The 18140-nt window shown below is 71.0% G+C and carries 14 protein-coding genes and 2 pseudogenes; 10 read left to right on the top strand and 6 right to left on the bottom strand.

The genetic code is table 11. From position 1 onward, the window contains the following. Window positions 1-53: 53 nt before the first annotated feature. The 4 genes from ABZ845_RS24560 (at window position 54) to ABZ845_RS24545 (ending at window position 5608) form a co-directional block, all read left to right on the top strand. Complete coding sequence (locus tag ABZ845_RS24560) at window positions 54-1286, top strand: 3-deoxy-7-phosphoheptulonate synthase (protein WP_360983141.1); 1233 nt, start codon at window positions 54-56, stop codon at window positions 1284-1286. Window positions 1287-1524: 238 nt separating this feature from the next. Next, a complete protein-coding gene (locus ABZ845_RS24555) occupies window positions 1525-3360 on the top strand; it encodes an AMP-dependent synthetase/ligase (RefSeq protein WP_360983139.1) in 1836 nt (611 codons plus the stop codon). 74 nt (window positions 3361-3434) lie between these two features. Then, the gene (locus ABZ845_RS24550; RefSeq protein ID WP_360983247.1) at window positions 3435-4862 is read left to right on the top strand and encodes an MFS transporter; all 1428 of its coding nucleotides are present in this window, start codon (window positions 3435-3437) and stop codon (window positions 4860-4862) included. A gap of 98 nt (window positions 4863-4960) precedes the next feature. Further along, entirely contained in the window at window positions 4961-5608 is a 648-nt protein-coding gene (locus ABZ845_RS24545; protein WP_360983137.1) for a response regulator transcription factor, read from the top strand. On the opposite strand, the gene ABZ845_RS24540 is transcribed toward ABZ845_RS24545, so the two are convergent. The 3 genes from ABZ845_RS24540 to ABZ845_RS24530 form a co-directional block, all read right to left on the bottom strand. Further along, window positions 5574-7130, bottom strand: coding sequence for a long-chain fatty acid--CoA ligase (locus tag ABZ845_RS24540; protein ID WP_360983135.1), 1557 nt, complete (start codon window positions 7128-7130; stop codon window positions 5574-5576). The two genes, ABZ845_RS24545 and ABZ845_RS24540, sit on opposite strands and share 35 nt — an antisense overlap. Next, on the bottom strand, window positions 7127-8377 hold the full coding sequence (gene hemA, locus ABZ845_RS24535) for a 5-aminolevulinate synthase (protein WP_360983133.1): 1251 nt from the start codon (window positions 8375-8377) through the stop codon (window positions 7127-7129). Before hemA ends, ABZ845_RS24540 begins: the two co-directional genes overlap by 4 nt. A 69-nt stretch (window positions 8378-8446) precedes the next feature. Then, window positions 8447-10027 carry an AMP-binding protein gene (locus ABZ845_RS24530; protein WP_360983131.1) on the bottom strand — a complete coding sequence of 527 codons (1581 nt, stop codon included), beginning with the start codon at window positions 10025-10027 and terminating at the stop codon, window positions 8447-8449. A gap of 510 nt (window positions 10028-10537) precedes the next feature. Here ABZ845_RS24530 and ABZ845_RS24525 point away from each other — a divergent pair. Both ABZ845_RS24525 and ABZ845_RS24520 read left to right on the top strand, forming a co-directional pair. Next, window positions 10538-10711, top strand: coding sequence for a hypothetical protein (locus ABZ845_RS24525; RefSeq protein WP_360983129.1), 174 nt, complete (start codon window positions 10538-10540; stop codon window positions 10709-10711). Continuing rightward, window positions 10663-10827 carry a hypothetical protein gene (locus ABZ845_RS24520; RefSeq protein ID WP_360983127.1) on the top strand — a complete coding sequence of 55 codons (165 nt, stop codon included), beginning with the start codon at window positions 10663-10665 and terminating at the stop codon, window positions 10825-10827. Before ABZ845_RS24525 ends, ABZ845_RS24520 begins: the two co-directional genes overlap by 49 nt. A gap of 76 nt (window positions 10828-10903) precedes the next feature. Here the strand turns inward: ABZ845_RS24520 and ABZ845_RS24515 are convergent, their stop codons facing one another. Beyond that, complete coding sequence (locus ABZ845_RS24515; protein WP_360983125.1) at window positions 10904-11593, bottom strand: FadR/GntR family transcriptional regulator; 690 nt, start codon at window positions 11591-11593, stop codon at window positions 10904-10906. A gap of 174 nt (window positions 11594-11767) precedes the next feature. Here ABZ845_RS24515 and ABZ845_RS24510 point away from each other — a divergent pair, with 174 nt between their 5' ends. Then, window positions 11768-13570, top strand: a complete 1803-nt coding sequence (locus tag ABZ845_RS24510; RefSeq protein WP_360983123.1) for a 2-isopropylmalate synthase — start codon at window positions 11768-11770, stop codon at window positions 13568-13570. Next, on the top strand, window positions 13563-14363 hold the full coding sequence (locus tag ABZ845_RS24505) for an ATP-binding cassette domain-containing protein (protein WP_360983121.1): 801 nt from the start codon (window positions 13563-13565) through the stop codon (window positions 14361-14363). Before ABZ845_RS24510 ends, ABZ845_RS24505 begins: the two co-directional genes overlap by 8 nt. Window positions 14364-14670: 307 nt before the next feature. Here the strand turns inward: ABZ845_RS24505 and ABZ845_RS24500 are convergent. Continuing rightward, a pseudogene (locus ABZ845_RS24500) lies at window positions 14671-14806 on the bottom strand (NAD-binding protein); the annotation flags it as partial. On the opposite strand from ABZ845_RS24500, the pseudogene ABZ845_RS24495 reads away from it, so the two are divergent. Both ABZ845_RS24495 and ABZ845_RS24490 read left to right on the top strand, forming a co-directional pair. Beyond that, window positions 14796-14945: pseudogene (locus ABZ845_RS24495) on the top strand (2-hydroxy-3-oxopropionate reductase); the annotation flags it as partial. The pseudogenes ABZ845_RS24500 and ABZ845_RS24495 overlap by 11 nt on opposite strands. Window positions 14946-14996: 51 nt before the next feature. Next, complete coding sequence (locus tag ABZ845_RS24490) at window positions 14997-17660, top strand: AAA family ATPase (RefSeq protein ID WP_360983119.1); 2664 nt, start codon at window positions 14997-14999, stop codon at window positions 17658-17660. Here ABZ845_RS24490 and ABZ845_RS24485 read toward each other — a convergent pair. Then, window positions 17622-17996, bottom strand: a complete 375-nt coding sequence (locus tag ABZ845_RS24485; protein ID WP_360983117.1) for a DUF2255 family protein — start codon at window positions 17994-17996, stop codon at window positions 17622-17624. The two genes, ABZ845_RS24490 and ABZ845_RS24485, sit on opposite strands and share 39 nt — an antisense overlap. Window positions 17997-18140 lie beyond the last annotated feature (144 nt).

Raw genomic sequence — 18140 nt, 5'->3', positions numbered from 1 at the left:
AGGCCCCAGTCACCACCCGCCTGATCGCCGTTCGACTCAGCGAAGGAACTCTCATGTCCCAGGCCCTTGCGGCCGCCGGAGAAGCGGCCCGCATACCGCACTCCCACGCCGGAGACCAGACCGGCTGGCGCTTCTACCGAGCGGGCCAGCAGCCCTCCTGGGCGGATCCGGCCCGGCGTGACGAGGTCTGCGCCGACCTCTCCGGCCGTCCCGTCCTTACCCGGTTGCCCGAACTGCTCCAGTTGCGCCGAGAACTCGGCGGCGTCGCGGCCGGCGACGGCCATGTGCTGCAGGCCGGCGATTGCGCGGAGAGCTTCGCGGAGTGCACGCCCGAGCACGCAGCCCGCAAGGAGAGCGCCATCGCGCGTCTCGCCGGCGCCCTCGGGGCCCCGACCGGACTTCCGGTCGTCCGGATCGGCAGGCTGGCGGGCCAGTTCGCCAAACCACGGTCCGCTCCATCGGAGGACGTGGACGGACGCCTGCTGCCCGCCTTCCGCGGCCACATCGTCAACTCCGAGGTCCCGGACCCGGCATCCCGCAGGCACGACCCTGACCGCATGCTGCGCGCCTACCGGGCTGCCAAGACGGTGGCCGATGCCCTCGACGGGCGAAACGGCCGGAATCCGGCGGCCGGACAACGCACCTGGATCAGCCATGAAGCGCTGGTGATGGACTACGAGACAGCCCTGGTGCGGTTCGACGAGTCCACGGGCGGCTGGTTTCTGGGCTCCACCCACCTCCCGTGGATAGGAGAGCGCACGCGGCACAGCGAAGGCGCGCACGTCAGGTTGCTGGCGGACGTGATGAATCCGGTTGCCTGCAAGGTGAGCGGCAAGGCGGCGGAGCGGGACCTGCTCGACGTGGTCGAGCGTCTCGACCCCGGCCGTGAGCCCGGACGCCTGACGCTGATCGCGCGGTTCGGGAAGGACGACGTGCGCACGCTGCTGCCGGCTCTCGCGCACGCCGTGAAGAACGCGGGTCACCCCGTCGTCTGGCTGTGCGACCCGATGCACGGCAACACGTACAAAGCCGCGAACGGACTCAAGACCCGGCGCCTTGCGGATGTCTCCGACGAGATCCGGGGTTTTGTCTCCGCCCTGCGCGGCGTCGGGGTCCGCCCTGGCGGCCTGCATCTGGAGACCGCCGCCGAGGACGTCACCGAGTGCGTGGGCGCAGATGTGCCGGACGAGGCGGCCCTGGCGTCGCGTTACACCAGCCTCTGCGACCCCCGGCTCAATCCGGTGCAGGCGGGCCTGGCCGTCGACACCTTCGTGTCGGCCCTGTAGAGGAGGCCTCTCATCGACGTCGACACCCGGCACCCGCCCTACTGCGTACTCCTCGACGTGCGGGCGACCCAGCCCGGCCAGGCGGGCGCCGGCAGCTGCGCCTTGCGCCAGGCGTCCGTATCCGAGTGGCACCAAGCTCCCTGCCTCATCTGCGCAGCCTCCCCCTGCTGGTGACGCCGCGAGGCTGAAGTGGCGCCAGGCAAAGCCGGAACGACCCTTGCGATGAAGGGAGCCCGCCGTGGCCTCAGCAACACCGCTCCACCTGTCCGTCGCCACCGAGGATGTGACGATCACCGGGCTGCTGCGCCGCAACGCCCGTGACTTCGCCGACCACCCCGCGCTCACCAGCGGCGTCGGTCCGGACGCCACCACCTGGACCTGGTCGCGGCTGCGCGCCGAGACTGCCGCGCTCGCCCACGGCCTGGCCGGGCGCGGTCTGTCCCGCGGCGAGCGCATGCTGGTGGCGATGTCCAAACGGCCCGAGCACTGGGCCGCCGATCTGGCCGCGATCCACCTCGGCGCACTGGCCTGCACTACGTACGACACGCTGAGCACCGAACAGCTGCGCTTCGTGGCCCGGCACAGCGCGGCCACGGTCGTCGTCCTGGAGGGCGCGGAGCAACTGCGCCGCTGGCGGCCGGTGCTGGCGGAAATGGACCGGTTGCGCACGGTCGTGGTCGTGGACCCGGACGCGGTCCCGGCGGGTGACCGGCGCTATGTCACCTACGCCGAGCTGACCCGCGAGCTGCCCGACGAGGGCGACTTCGAAACGCTCACCGACGCCTCGACGCCCGAGACGCCGCTGACCATCGTCTACACCTCGGGCACCACCGGCGATCCCAAGGGTGTGGTGCTCTCGCACCGCAACGTCATCTACGAGTCGATGATGCAGGACCGTTTGGTCGCCGTACCCGGGCATCCACGCACCGTCGCCTACCTGCCGCTGGCGCACATCGCCGAGCGGGTGCTGGGCATCTACATGCCGGTCACCAACGTCGGCCACGTCACCATCTGCGACGACCCGGCGCAGCTGCTGCCGACGCTTCAGGCGGTGCGCCCGCACGCGTTCTTCGGCGTGCCGCGAGTGTGGGAGAAGCTGGCGGCCGGGGCGCACGCGCGGCTCGCGGCGTTGCCGCCCGAGCAGGCCGCGGTCGTCAGGCAGGCGCAGGAGACGGCCCTCGAGGTGTACCGGCTGCGGTCGGCCGGCAAGGCCGTGCCCGCCGAACTCGCCTCCCGCTGCGAGAAGCTGGACGGTGCCGTGCTGCAGCCGATCCGGGCCGCCATCGGGCTCGACGACTGCCACCGCGCCCTCAGCGGCGCGGCGCCGATCCCCACCGCCGTGCTCGAGTTCCTGGCCGGTCTCGGGCTGTGCGTGTACGAGGTGTGGGGGCTCAGCGAGACCACCGGCGCCGCGACCGTCAGCACGCCGGAGGACTTCGCGCTCGGCGCGGTCGGCCGGCCGGGGCCCGGTATCGAGGTCCGGGCCGGCGCCGACGGCGAGCTGTTCGTACGTGGCCCCGTGGTGTGCGCCGGCTACCTGCGCGCGGACGGCGGCGGGCTGGAGATCGAACCCGCCACCGACGCCGATGGCTGGCTGCCCACGGGCGACGTCGGCGCCGTGGACGACCGCGGCCTGGTCGCCGTCACCGACCGCAAGAAGGAGTTGATCATCACCGCCGGTGGCAAGAACATCGCCCCGACCAGGCTGGAATCCCTGCTGCGCGCCCACCCGTTGATCGGCCAGGCCGCCGCCATCGGCGACCGCCGACGCTACGTCACCGCGCTGCTCGTACTGGACGAGGAGGCGGTGCCCGCGTGGGCACGGGCCAACGGGATCGATGTGGCGGGTCCGGACGATCTGGCCCGCCACCCGGCCGTCCTGGACGCCGTGGCGCAGGCCGTCGCCGATGCCAACGCCGTCCTCGCCCGCGTCGAACAGATCAAGAAGTACCGCCTGCTGCCCGGCCCGTGGACGCCGGAGACCGGCGAGCTGACCCCGAAGCTCAGCCTGCGCCGCACGGCGATCGCCGAGTTGCACGCGGACACCATCGAGTCGATGTACGCCGACTCCTGATACCCCGACTCTCGAAGGGAGGTACCCCTGTGTCCCACCGTCGCCGAACCGGCCGACATCGCCGAACAGCACCCATCAGTTCTCACAACAGGGTCGCCTTACTCACCCTGACCTGCATCGGCCAGTTCATGGTTCTCCTCAACAACACCATCACCAGTGCGGCACTGCCCGACATGCAACAGCGTCTGGACACGACGTTGACCGGGCTGCAGTGGATCGTGGACGCCTACGTGCTCGCCGTGGCGATGCTGCTGCTCGCCGGCGGCGTCTTCGCGGATCGCTTCGGCGGCAAGCGCATCTTTCTGGGCGGCATGGCCGTGTTCACGCTCGCCTCGCTCCTGTGCAGCTTGTCCGCCACCGTCGGCTGGCTTCTGGCCGCTCGCATCCTTCAGGGCATCGGGGCCGCCGCGCTCAGCCCGGCCAGCCTCGCGCTTCTCGCCTCCGCCTACCCCGTACCTCAGGAACGGGTCAAGGCGATCGGTCAGTGGGCCACCTTCAGCGGCATCGGCCTCGCGGTCGGGCCGGCGGCCGGCGGCATCCTGGTCGAGGCATTCGATTGGCGTGCGATTTTCCTGATCAACGTCCCCATCGGCCTGGTGACGCTCGTCGTGGGTACGCGCATCCTGCCGGACCGTCGCAACCCTGATGCGCCCCCGCTCGACCTGCCCGGTCAGGTGCTGGCACTCCTTCTTGTGGGCACGCTGACCTTTGGAGTCACCGAAGCGGGCGATCTCGGCTGGACGTCGCCGCTGATCCTTTCCTGCTTCGGCGCGACGATCGTCCTGCTCGCGCTGTTCCTCACCATCGAGGCCCGCGTGGCCGCTCCGATGCTGCCGCTGCGTCTGTTCAGGCACCGTCTGTTCACCGTTTCGAACGCGGCCATGACCGTCGTCGGCTTCGGCCTGATGGGTTCGGGTTTCTTCTTCTCCCAATTCTTCGTCACCGTCCAGGGCCATTCGGTGATGCGCGCCGCGATGGAGACGCTGCCCTGCTCCATCGCGATGGTGGTGTGCAGTCCTTACGCCGCACGTATCGCCGCCAGGTTCGGCTTCCGCAGCGTTGTCACTGTGGGCCTGGTCCTTGCCGGGGCCGGCCTGGTGACGATGGCTTCCGTGCATGCGAACACGCCGTACCTGAACGTGTGGTGGCGCCTGGCGATCACCGGTGTCGGCTTCGGCCTCACCATGTCCCCGCTGACCGGAGCGGCCATCTCCTCGGTCGGTCCCCGCGAAGGCGGCCTCGCCTCGGGGATCAGCAGCACCACTCGGCAGATCGGGTCGGTCTTCGGGGTCGCGGTGCTCGGTGCCATCGTGCGCACGCGTCAGGAGCACGGTGCTTCCTTCGGCAGCGGCCTGAACACCGCGTTCCTCACTGCCGGGGTGGTCACTCTGGCCAGCGCAGTCTTCACTGCCCTGTGGCTGGTGCGGCAGCGGGCCCTTGCGGCCGACGCCCCGGGGACCGTCCGGACAGCTGCCCCTCAGCCGACGGTCTCCCGGTCCTGACCGACAGCCCCGGACACACAGCAAGGTGGCCGACCCCGAACGGGGCGGCCGCCCTCGCACAACCCGGGGCCCCACCCACGTACAGAGAGAAGGAGAGCATGTCCCTTCCGACATCTCAGTCGGCGCGGGGCCTCACCGTTGCCCTGGCGGTCCGCAAGGACATCCACCGTTACGGACTTGAAGGGATGCTGCGCTCCCTGGAGTCGATCGCGAGCATCTTCAGCTACCCGACCATCGCCGACGCCGCGGAAGCTGCCCCGGAGGTGTCACCGGACCTGCTGCTCACATCTGCCGCCGAGCTGGCGGAGGCCACGGACCCGGTGTCGGCCCGGCAACTGCGTGAACACGATGTGCGCCTGATGGTCCTTATCGGCCCCGATGAGCGGATGGCTCCGGCCTGGGCCTCGCACGTGCACGGCTTCGTGGACCGGTCGGCCCTCCACCTCAGCCTGCTGCGTGAAGCGGTCTCCGACGTGTGCGCCGGGCGCTTCCACGTATCGGCGAGCCTGGCACGGCGCTTGCTCGTGCCGGCCGGCCCCAGTCCTGCCGTCGCACTGACGGCACGTGAAACACAGGTCCTGGAACTGGTCGCGGGCGGCCTCAGCAACAAGCAGGCCGCCCGCTCACTGGGCATTTCCGAGAACGGCGTCAAGCGGCTGATGGGGAACATCCTCGCCAAACTCAACAGCCCCAACCGCACCCTTGCGGTGGTCAGAGCGCTGGAGATCGGGCTGCTCGCGAAGTGAGCAGCAGTCTGGCCAACTCACGCTTGAGGACCTTGCCGCTGGGGCCGAGTGGCAGTCGCTCGACGAACTCCACGCGGCGCGGCCGCTTGTAACCGGTCAACTCCTGGCGCGCCAACTCGGCGATCTCGTCCGCGAGTTCAGCATCCGTGCCGGCGCTGTCCCTGCGCACCACGACCGCGCAGACCTCCTCGCCGCGTGCCGGATCCGGAACGCCTACCACAGCGATCTGCTCGACGGCCGGATGGCGCAGCAGCACATCCTCGACCTCACGCGGGTAGACGTTGTAGCCGCCTTGGATGATCACGTCCTTCTTCCGGTCCACGAGTGTGAGGTAGCCGTCCGGTCCCAAGTGCCCGAGATCTCCGGAGCGGAACCACCCGTCCACGAGCACCTCGGCGGTGGCCTCCGGGAGACCGAGGTACCCGGCCATCACGTTGTGGCCTCGGACGACGACCTCGCCCACCTCGCCCACGGGAAGCAACTCCACGCTGCCTTCCAGGTCGGCACGGGCGATGGCCACCTCCACGCCTTCGACCGGCAGTCCCACGGTGCCAGGACGTGGTGCTGTCCCTGGATGGTTGTACGCGACACAGGGAGAGGTCTCGGTCAGCCCGTACCCCTCGTACACCTCGCAGCCGAAGGCGCGCCGCACCTGCGCCAGGACCGGTACTGCCAGCGCGGATCCGCCGCTGTAGGCGCGCCTCAGCCGGGCCGCGGGCGCGCCCGCGGCCACGGCTTGGAGCAGTGCGTGATACATGGTCGGCACGCCCATGAAGACGGTGCAGCCATGACGTTCCATCGCCTGGAGGGCCTGCTCGGCGGCGAACCGGGGCGCGAGGACCAGCGTGGCACCCGCCAGGAAGCAGGTGCCCATGACGCAGACCTGCCCGAAGGTGTGCGACAGCGGCAGGCAACCGTAGAGCACGTCGTCGTCCTGGATCCCGAAGGGGGAGACGGCGGTCACCTCGATGTTCGTGACGATGTTGCCATGGGTCAGCATGGCGCCCTTGGGGCGGCCCGTGGTGCCCGAGGTGTAGAGGATCGCTGCCAGGTCGTCCGGGGCGACCTCCGCGTAGTCCGCGATGGGCCACCCGGCGTGGGGAGCGTCGAGATCGATTCCGCTGGAGTGGACGTCCGCCACGGTGAACAACTCGACTCCGGCGGCCGAGGCTGCGGGAGCACCTTGCTCAAGGGCCCTGCCCTCGCAGATGAGGGCACGCGCATCGCAGTCCCTGAGCACGAACTCCACTTCGGCGGCTCGGGACTGCGCGTTCATCGGCACCACGACCGCCCCCAGGGCGAGGACCCCGTAGTAGACGGCCGGGAAGCGGGGTGAGTTGGGCACGAGCAGAACCACGCGATCGCCGGGAGCGACGCCGTGGCGGCGCAGAACTCCGGCGTAATGGCGGGCCCGGTCCCACAGCCGCTTGTAGGTGACGACGGCGTCGTCCCGGACCAGAGCCGGATGGTCCGGCCGCCGTGCTGCCGTATCGGCAAGCACGGCGGCCAGAGAGCGGGTCACACAAGCTCCTTCACCGCGGCGGTACGTCCGGCCGCGCGGTCGGACGCCGTGGCGATTCCCAGCTCCTGCCAGATGCCCGCCAGGGCCTCGGCGAACTTCTGTACGTCGGCCTCCGTGTGCGTCGCCGAAGGGGCGATGCGCAGAAGTTCCTCGCCCGCACGGACGCTGGGGGCGTTGATGGCCTGCACATAGATCTTGTGCCGGTCCAGAAGAAGCGCTGAGGCCTGCTTGCACAGGGCGTCGTCGCCGACAAGCGCCGAGACGATGTGGGAGTCGGATGACAGGAACGGCACGTCCGCCTGGTCGAGCAGCCGGTGCAGCAACCGGGCGTTCCTGGCCAGGCTCTGCCGCTCGGCATCGGAGGTGCGCAGGTGGCGTACGGCGGCCAGGGCGCCGGCGGCGGTGGCGGGCGGCAGCGACGTGGTGAAGACGAATGCCCGCGACAGTGTGCGTACAGCGTCGATCAGGTCCTGCGGTCCGGCGATGTAACCGCCGGCGGTGCCAAGGCCCTTGGCGAGGGTGCCCATGATGACGTCGAATCGCTCGGCGATACCCTCCCGCGCCGCTATGCCTGCGCCTTCGGGGCCGTACATTCCGATGGCGTGTACCTCGTCGAGGAAGGTGGTCGCGCCGTACTGCCGTGCGAGTTCGGCGATCTCGGCGAGCGGCGCCACGTCACCGGACATGGAGTACACCGACTCCAGCACGATCAGCTTGGGTGCTTCCGGGTCGGCCTGCGCGAGGAATTCGGCCAGGTGCTTGACGTCGTTGTGGCGGAAGATGCGCTTCTGGGCGCCACTGCGCCGCAGACCGTCGATGATCGACGCGTGGTTCAGCTCGTCGGAGAAGACCACGGTGCCCTCGGGGTTACCTGCGATCACCGCGAGTGCGCCGTCGTTGGCGGTGTAGCCGGAAGTGAAGAGCAGCGCGGCGTCCTTGCCGTGCCAGTCCGCGAGCTCGCGCTCCAGCTCCACGTGGCGGTGGTTGGTGCCGCCGATGTTGCGGGAGCCACCGGACCCGGCGCCGAACCGGGCGACGGCGTCGTGGACAGCGGCCAGGACGGCAGGGTGCTGTCCCATCCCGAGGTAGTCGTTGCTGCACCAGACGCTGACCTCGCTGTCCTCGTCGGCCGTGCGGGCGATCGCGCTGGGGAAGTTGCCGGCTCGGCGCCCGATCTCCAGGAAGGTGCGGGTGCGGCGCTGCTCTTCGGTGAGCTGGTCGGTGAAGTAGTCGAGGTGCCGGGACATGAGATTCCTCTCGTTCAGCAGGAGGTGAAGGTGGCTGAGGTGGACGGGGAGTTGAGTCGACGCGGGGTCTCAGGCTGTAGCGGCACTGTGCTCACGCAGCCTCGCCTTGTCGGGCTTGCCCGCCGCGTTCATGGGAAGTTCGTCGAGCACCAGGACCCGCTCGGGGGCCTGTGCCGGAGAGAGGGAGGAGCTGATGTGCTTGCGTACCGCGTCGGATTCGACGAGCGTGCCGGGGCGGCAGGTCAGGGCGGCGTGGAGGTGCTCGGTGCCATCGGTGTCGCGTACTCCGTAGACGGCCGCGAGAGCGACGCCGGGGACAGTCAGCAGCTCGCGCTCGACCACGGTCGGGTAGACCTTGACTCCGTCGACCTTGACGACGTCGGAGACACGGTCGAGCAGGTGGATGTGGCCGCGGTCGTCGCGGTAGCCGATGTCGCCGGTGCGGTACCAGCCATCGCGCAGCACATCGGCGTCCAGGGCCGGGTCGAGGTAACCATCCATGAGCTGCGGGGAACGCATCCGGATCTCACCGACCTGCCCGTCGGTCAACAGCGCCCCGGTGCCCAGGTCACGCACCTCCACCTCGACTTCAGGGAATACCCGGCCGACCGTCGCGGCCAGGCCCGGGTCAGCGTGCCCAGCCGGGTCGAGGAATGTGATGCGGCCGCTCTCCGTGGTGCCGTAGAGCTGCAGCAGGATCGGGCCGAACACCTCGAGCGCGGCGGTGATACGGCTGGGCGCCGCCGGAGTCCCGCTGTAGATCAGGCTCCGCAGGCCGGCCAGGCCGGCCGCCTCGGCGTCACGGTGCCCCAGATCGTCGAGATGGTCGAGCAGCCGATACAGCTGGGTAGTGGCCATGAAGGTGCGGGTGACACGGTGCTCGGTGATGGTGCGCGCCACCTGGTCCGCATCGAACTCCGGCAGTAGCACGACGCTGCCGCCCACCGCCAGGACACCGTCGACCAGAAGCCCGGCGCTGTGGCTCAGGGGGGTGCTGAACAGGGCCGTGATCTCGGGGGCCTCCGCGGGTGACTCGATCGCGATACGCACCGTGCCCTCCCAGGCCCGCAGTGACTTGCGGATCCCCTTGGGGCGCCCGGTGCTGCCGCTGGTGAACATGATCACTGCCAGGTCGTCGGGCTCCCCGCGCTCCGGGGCGATCGCCCCGGGGTCGCCGGTGGGCACGATCCCGGCGGAGCCGGCCTGTCCGGGACCGACAAGGACTGCCTCGGAATGCTCGGCCAGTTCGGCGGCACGCGCCGCGCTGGTCCGGTCGGCATAGAGGACGGCCGCGCCCGTGTCACGCAGGATGCCGAGTTGGTCGGTGAGCGGCAACATGGCCGTGCTGGTACCGGGGTTGGTAGAGCGCAGAAAACAGACGGCGGCGCCGGCCAGGTGAGCGGCATGCCGCACGGTGATCATGTCCGGGCTGTTGGGTGTGGTGAGTACGGCGACCACGGTGCCGCGCCTGACGCCGTTTGCGCGCAAGGCGCGATAGGTGCCGGTGACGGCACGCAGGTAGTCGGCCGCTGTCAGCTCCGTACCCGGGTAGCGCAGCACCACCTTGCCAGGGTGCTTCGCCAGCGTCTCCAGTACGCCGGGCACATAGCCGCCCGCGTTTGACCACCATGCCTCGCCCGCAGTCACCATGCCGCCCTCTCCTTCCTGCCGAGCCGAACGCGGCAGTCAGCTGTCGATCTGACGACTGGAGTCTTCTGGTCGCGAAAGGCCTGGAACAGGCGTGTTCGTGCATGTCGTTCGTGCGGCTGTGCGGCTGCTCGACGGGGGTACCCGAATGGGTAGGCCACTCGGTGACCGCTTACTCGTCGCCCGTCGGGAGGTCCCCCCAAGGCCGGGTGGTCAGCGTTCTCGCGGGTCATGCGAGGGAGTTGGGGAAGGCGTCTCCAGGATCGCCGTCTTCGATGCCGCGCACGCGAGTGCTCGACACCTGGCACACCACAGGGCCGCGTGGCACGGGTTCCCACGATTTCGACGTCGCCGGTCTGCCCGTCCCGGAACGGCACACGTTCGGGCTCACTCCCGTCGGCCCCCGGCAGGAGCCGCTCCGCCTGCGCGCGGACAACCTCGGCCTCAAGACGGGGTCCGCCACCCAGGCGGCGGACCCCAGGGGGCTCCGATCAGGGCCCAGGACCACGACTCGTGGACCCCGGCACCCTGGTCGCGATCCCTTACGGCGTCTACGACCTGGGACAGGACACCGGCTGGGTGATCGTGGGCACCGGCCGCGACACAGCGGCCCTCACTGTGGGGTCCATCCGCCGCTGGTGGGCCGGCAGGGTCGGGGGGACCGCCCCGACGCACCCCGGATACTGATCACCGCCGCCTCCGGAGGAGCGAACTTCTCCGATTCCCACCTGTTCGAGAAGGACCTGGCCGGCCTCGGCGACGAGTGCGGACTGACCATCACCGTCCTGCACCTTCCACGATGATGCGGTTCAGGCAGTGGTGCACGATCAGGTGTGCCCAGACTTCCCGACGCATCATCCGCTACCCCGGCGGGGGCCCTCAGACGGCCTGCAATCTGGCCAGCGTCTCCGCCAGCTCGGCCCGCAGAACCGCGCCCGCCGAACGCGCGTCACCACGGCGCACCGCGTCGACCAGTGCCGCGTGGCTCTCGTCGCCGTGACTGGCGTCGCCCGAGCGCAGAGCGGTGAGTTCGAGCAGGTCGGTCAGGCCGCGGCGCAGGGCCGGGAGGAACTCCTCGAACAGTCCCGTCAGCAGGCTGTTGTGCGCGGCGACGACTATCGCCACGTGCAGGCTGATGTCGGCGTCCACGAATTCCGCGTCGGTGCCGTCGGCGGCTCGGCGTCTGAGTTCCAGCGCCGCGTCGAGGGCGGCGATGTCCTCCGGTGTGCGGCGCTGCGCGGCCAGTTGGGCGGCCTCGACCTCCAGCATGGCGCGCACCTCGTAGATCTCGGTGATGGCGGACTGCCGCAGCCGGGTGGGCCAGTCCTCGTGCGGCATGGTGGCCGTGACGAACACGCCCGCGCCCTGCCGGGCCCGTACCAGTCCCGCCGCGGCGAGCGCACGGACGGCTTCGCGCACCGTGGAGCGGCCCACTCCGAGCGTCTTCGCCAGGGTGGTCTCACCCGGGAGCTTGTCCCCTACCGCCCAGGTTCCGTCGGCGATCTCCGCGCGGAGGCGCTGGGCGGCCTGGTCGGCCAGCGAATTGGGGCGCAGAGGGTCGAGTGTCATGGGAGTCCGCTCACCTATCAGGTTGTCTGAGAAGCAGAGATGTCTGTAGTGTACTCGCCGTGACACTGCGTGGCTTCCTTCTTCTCGGCTGCCGCTGCGGGGCCTGATGCGACCGGCACCCCGCAGCGGGTGCCGTGCTGCGCGCCGGTCGACTCCGTGCTGACCGCGAGAAGAATGGGAATCCCCTTGTCTCACTCCGCCTTTCCTGCCGTGCGCACTCCGTCCGGGCCCGTTCCCGCCGGCGCTCCCGCGTGGAACCCCCAGCGGCCCAGTGCCATGCCTCACCACCGCTATGAGCCGGCCCACGAGCGGGTCCGCGTTCCCCTGACCGACGCCGAACGCCAGTGGCCGGGCCGGCGGATCACCGAGGCGCCGCTGTGGGTGCCCGTGGATCTGCGGGACGGCAACCAGGCGCTGCCCGAGCCGATGGAGACCTCCCGCAAGCGGCGGATGTTCGATCTGCTCACCGCGATGGGGTTCAAGGAGATCGAGGTCGCCTATCCCTCGGCGAGCCAGACGGACTTCGACTTCGTACGGCATCTGGCCACCAGCGGCGCCGTTCCGGACGACGTGACCGTCTCGGTGTTCACACCGGCCCGCGCCGAGCTGATCGACCGCACGGTCGACGCCGTGGCCGGGCTGCCCCGCGTCCTGATCCACATGTACACCCCCTGTGCTCCGACCTGGCGGAACGTGGTGCTGGGCCGCGACCGTACGGAACTGAAGCGGATGGTGACGGACGGTGCGGCGCATCTGATGCGCCGGGCCGAGGAGAAGCTGGCGGGGGCGGACGTCAGGTTCGAGTTCTCCCCGGAGGTGTTCAACCTCACCGAGCCCGACTTCGCCCTGGACGTGTGCAACAGCGTCACGGCACTGTGGGACGCCTCCCCCGGCCGTCCGGTGGTGATCAACCTCCCCGCGACGGTGGAGATCTCCACGCCCAACGTGTACGCGGACCAGATCGAGTACGCCCACCGCAACCTGGAGCGCCGCGACTCGGTCATCCTCTCCGTCCACCCGCACAACGACCGCGGTACCGGCGTGGCCTGCGCGGAGCTCGCCGTGCTGGCGGGAGCACAGCGCGTGGAGGGCTGTCTGTTCGGCAACGGTGAGCGCACCGGCAACGTGGACCTGGTGACCCTGGTCCTGAACCTCTACACCCAGGGCGTCGATCCGATGGTCGACCTGTCCGACATCGACGCCGTCAAGGCCGTCGTGGAGGAGTGCATCCGGATGCCCGTCCACGTCCGCCACCCCTACGCCGGGGCGCTGGTGCACACCGCGTTCTCCGGCACCCACCAGGACGCCATCGCCAAGGGCCTCGCCCACCACGAGCAGCAGGCCGCCGGCTTGGGCGTCCCCGCGTCCGAGGCGCCGTGGCGCGTGCCCTACCTGCCGATCGACCCGGCCGACATCGGCCGCACCTATGAAGAGGTCATCCGCGTCAACTCCCAGTCCGGCAAGGGCGGCATCGCGCACCTGCTGCACACCGGGTACGGGCTGGACCTGCCGTCCGCCATGCGCCCCGACTTCTACGGCACGGTGCAGCGGGTCGCCGACGACAGCGGACGTGAACTCCCGGCCGAGGACCTGTGGAAGCTGTACCACGCCACGTACATCGACCCCGCCCACGACGGGCCGTACCTGCTGCACGACTGGGACACCCGCTCCAACGGCGCCGACGCCGGGCACGAGTTCACCGCGACCGTCGCCACACCGGACGGCGACATGCGGGTGCGCGGTACCGGCAACGGCCCGCTCGCCGCACTCACCGCGGCGCTGGGACAGGCCGGCGTCGCCGTGGACATCCTCGCCTACAGCGAGCACGCCGCCGCGGCCGGACCCGACGCGCCCGCCGCCGCCTACGCCCACTGCCGCGTGGGCGACCGGGAGGTGTGGGGCGCCGGCTGGGACACCTCCATCCTGCAGGCGGTGATGGCGGCCGTCAACCGCGCCCAGGGTGCGGCCCGTGACTGACACCGTCGTCCTGCGCGCCGAGGACGTGCACGTCGTCAGGGACGGCGATCCGATCCTCAGCGACGTCTCGCTGACCGTCGAGGCCGGGCAGCACTGGGCGCTGCTCGGCCCCAACGGGGCGGGGAAGTCCACGCTGTTGTCGCTGCTCGGGGCGCGGCAGCATCCCACCCACGGTACGGTGCACGTCCTCGGCCACGTCCTGGGCCGCGTGGACCTGCGCGAACTGCACCGCTTCGTCGGCCACGTCAACCCCCGCCACCCCCTCCGATCGCCGCTCACCGTGCGGCAGGTCGTCCTCACCGGGATCACCGGGAGCGTCGAACCACCGCCCCGCTGGGCCCCGGACCCGGAGCAGGAACACGAGGCCGAGCAGCTGATCAAGCTGCTGGGGCTCGGGCATCGCGCCACGGCGCGCTGGCCCACCTTGTCGCAGGGCGAGCGCGGCCGGGCTCTGATCGCCCGCGCCTTGCTGCCGCGGCCGCGCGTGCTGCTGCTCGACGAGCCCGCCACCGGCCTGGACCTGACCGGCCGGGAGCAGCTGATCGAACACCTGGAGGCATTGCCGGACTCGTACCCCGATCTGGCGACCGTGCTGGTGACCCACCATCTGGAGGAGCTGCCGCCCACCGTCACGCACGCGTCGCTCCTGCGGGCAGGACGCTGCGTCGCCGCAGGGCCGGCCGACGCGGTCCTGACCGGCGAGCTCGTCAGTGACTGCTTCGCGCATCCCGTCCGTCTGGAGCGCGGCGACGGACGCTGGAGCGTGCGGACGCGACGCGGCACGGGGGGCTGACCGGAGCCGTGCGTGGGGTCCCTGGGGTTCGCCCGGGTCGCCTTGCCGCGACCGGCCGTGCCGCACCGGCACGCCGCGCTTGTGGGCCGTCGCGGAGTGCGCGGCCTTGGACGGCCGCTGCTACGGACTGATCGCGCCCGGACACCGCACGGCCTGCAGCGTCGCCCGGCAACTCCTCGGCAGGGAAGCGGAACCGCTCGGGGACATCGGCGCTTCCGCCACGCTCAAGCTGCTGGGCATCAATGTCGCCGTCTTCGGCACGACCGGACGGCAGGGCACCCGGGACGCCGTGTTCGCCGAGGACACAGGTCGGCACGGTCGAGCCGGCCGTGCCGCCGCTCAGCACCTCGAGGGCGGTCTCCAGGTCGACGCCGGACTTCTCCAGGAAGACCACGGCCTCGGCGCACGCCTGCATGGTGACCGCGACGATCGACCCGGGCCGCACGCGAGACGGGCTCCGCCATCCCTCTCGGCACGGCCGCCGCGCAGCTCATCGCCTCCGCCGTGGCACGCGGCGACGGCCACCTCGACCACTCGGCGATGCTCCGCACCGTAGAGCTCCTCGGTGGGAGGGACGCATGAGCAGCGCTTCCCTGAATTCCCCAGCGGCGTACGACCGCGTAGGTTTTGGACATGCCCGAGACACACGTGAACGCGCTGGTCGGCCGTGAGGACGCGATACGCCGGCTCGATGCGCTGCTCCGAGCCGCGCGGGAGGGCCGGGGCGGCGCACTGGTCCTGCGCGGTGAGCCGGGCATCGGCAAGAGCGCGCTGCTTCGGCACCTGGACGAGGCCGCGGCCGGCTTCCTCGTCGTACGGGCATCGGGCGCGGAGTTCGAGATGGAGTTGCCGTTCGCCGCGTTGCACCAGTTGCTCGCGCCCGTCACCGGCCGGCTGAAGTCGTTGCCCGCGCCGCACCGCCAGGCGCTGGAGATCGCTTTCGGTCTCGACACCGGCACACCCGATCCGTTCCTGGTCGGCGTCGCGTCGCTGGGCCTGTTGGCGGAGACCGTGCGGGAACGCCCGCTCCTGTGCGTCGTCGACGACGCACAGTGGCTGGACCAGGCGTCGGCGAAGGCACTGGCCTTCCTGGCCCGCCGGGTCTCGGCGGAATCGATCGCCCTCGTGTTCGCGGCGCGCGCGCCGGGCCGCCTGCCCGAACTGGACGAGCTGCCCGGCCATTCGCTTCAGGGTCTCGGCGAATCGGATGCCCGAGCACTGCTGTCCTCGGCGATCCGCGCCCCATTGGACCAGCGGGTGCGCGACCGCATCCTGGCGGAGGCACGCGGCAACCCCCTCGCGCTGCTGGAGCTCCCCAGGACCGCCGGACTCGCCGGGATGGCCGGCGGCTTCGCCCAGCCCGACTCCGTGCCCGGCGTGATCGAGCAGAGCTTCCGGTCACGGCTGGAGCCTCTGCCGCCGGCGGCCAGGCTGCTGGTGACCGTCGCCGCGGCCGACCCGACCGGAGACCCCGGTCTGCTGTGGCGTGCGGCCGAACTCCTGGGCATCGACGCGGCTGCCGCGGCGCAGTCCGTCCCGCTGGTCGAGTTCGGCACCCGGATCCGGTTCAGCCACCCCCTCGCCCGGTCGGCCGCCTACCGCGCGGCGGCGCCGGAGGAGCGGCGCAGGGCGCACGAGGCGCTGGCCGCCGTGACCGACCCGGTCGCCGACCCCGACCGGCGGGCCTGGCATCGCGCCCAGGCCAGTGCGGGCCCGGACGAGCAGGTCGCCGCCGAACTCGAAGCCTCCGCCAACCGCGCCCAGGAACGCGGCGGTGTCGCGGCGGCGGCGGCCTTCCTCGAACGCTCGGCCGCGCTCACGATCAGCCCGGACCAGCGCGCCGAGCGGGTCCTCGCCGCGGTCCAGGCCAAGCTCTCGGTGGGCGACTTCGACACGGCGGCCGACCTGCTCACCACCGTCCGGACCGCCGATCCGGGCCAAGACGCCATGGCCGACCTGCTCCGCGGCAGGCTGTCGTTCGTCCGGCGCCGGGGAGACGAACGCCCCACCGCATACCTCCTGCGCGCCGCCGCCCGGCTGGCCGCCACCGACCCCGCCCGGTCTCGGGAGTGCTACCTGGACGCCGTCGAGATGGGTCTTCTGCTCGGCGGCCTCGACGACGTCGTGGAAGCCGCCAGGAACGCCCCGCCGCCGGGCGAGCCGGTATCCGGCACGGCCGCGGTCCTGACGGGCCTGATCAGCCTGGTCGGCGACGGGCATCGGGCGGCGGGCGAGATCCTCGGGCCGATCGTCGGCGACGCGGACGACGAGGTGTGGGCCCGGCGGCCGTCTCTGGGCTTCATGCTGGCCACCGAGTTGTGGAACCTCGACGCCATGTGCGGGATCGCCACCCGTGCCGTCGCGGCCGGCCGCGAATCGGGCTCCTTCCACGCGCTGCCCATCGGGCTGGCGATGCAGGCCACCGCGGCAGTGCACGCGGGTGACTTCGGTGGCGCGATGGAGCTGATATCCGAGGAGGAGGCGATCGCCGACGCCACGGGCGCGGCACCGCTGGTCTACCCGCGACTTCACCTGGCCGCGATGCGCGGGCGGCGCGAGGACGCCGTGGAACTGTTCGCGTCGGTGGATCACAGGATGAGCCTCAGCGTGCCGTGGGCGACGGCCGTGCTCGGCAACGGCCTGGCCGACTACCCGGCAGCGCTGAAGGCGGCGAAGCAGGCAGTCGAGTACGGCGCCGTCGGCACGGCGGGCCTTGCCCTGCCCGAGCTGGTCGAGGCAGCCGTGCGGTGCGGCGAGACGGCGGTCGCCGCCGCGGCCCTGGCATCCCTCCAGGAGCGCACCCGGGCGGGCCGGCAGGCGTGGGGTCGTGGCGTCGAGGCCTGTGCACGGGCCCTGGTGACCGAGGACGAGTCCGCCTATCAGGAGGCGATCGGCCTGCTCGAGGGCCCCGCACTGGTCGTCCACCGCGCCCGCGCCCAGCTCCTGTACGGGGAGTGGCTGCGCCGCCAAGGGCGACGGCGTGACGCCCGGTCCGCGCTGCGGCCGGCGCACGAGGCGCTGTCCGACCTCGGTGCGGAGGCGTTCGCCGAGCGCGCCGCCGGTGAGTTGCGTGCGACGGGCGAGCACGCCCGCAGCCGCACGTCCAAGGCATCGGACCAGCTGACCATGCAGGAGGTGCACATCGCGCGCCTGGTCGCCGACGGCGCCACCTCCAAGGAGGTGGCGGCGAAGCTGTTCCTCAGCCCTCGGACGGTCGACGCGCACCTGCGCAACATCTTCCGCAAGCTCGGGCTCACCTCACGCAGGCAACTGCGGGACCTGCCCGACATCCGTTAGCCGCATGGTGGTGGCCGCGGCCTCGTGCCCGTTCATCGACTCCACGGGACCGGGACAGTTCAGCCCGTACTTGGCCCGGTAGACGCCGGAGACGCGCTGGACGAGTCCGGGGTCGTCCACCGGCTGGAGGGAGACGGACAGCCGGACCCCGTCCACCACCACCGCCGTGTCCGCATGCCGCAGGACCCGGCGGTACCAGGCACTGCGCGGTCCGAAAGCCGAGCGGACATACGCCTCCCCGTCGAGCGGCACCACCCAGACCGTCCTGGCCGACCACCGGCCGTCCGTATGCCGTACCCACAAAACGATCTCCGCGCGATCCAGGACAGTGTTCATGGACCGACTTTCACCGGGCCGGCACTACGTACGCGTCGGTGGTCATCGTCTAGTAGATCGTCGCGGCTAAGGATTGTTCTGGTTGGTGGAGTTGGGGTCGGGCAAGCTCCCTTTGTCGTTTCCGTTCGACCGGGCAGGGGTGCC

It is taken from the genome of Streptomyces sp. NPDC047022 (assembly GCF_040644155.1).
Taxonomy (GTDB): Bacteria; Actinomycetota; Actinomycetes; order Streptomycetales; family Streptomycetaceae; genus Streptomyces.
The sequence above is the reverse complement of the archived record's forward strand: the minus strand, read 5'-3'. Positions and strand labels throughout refer to the sequence as shown.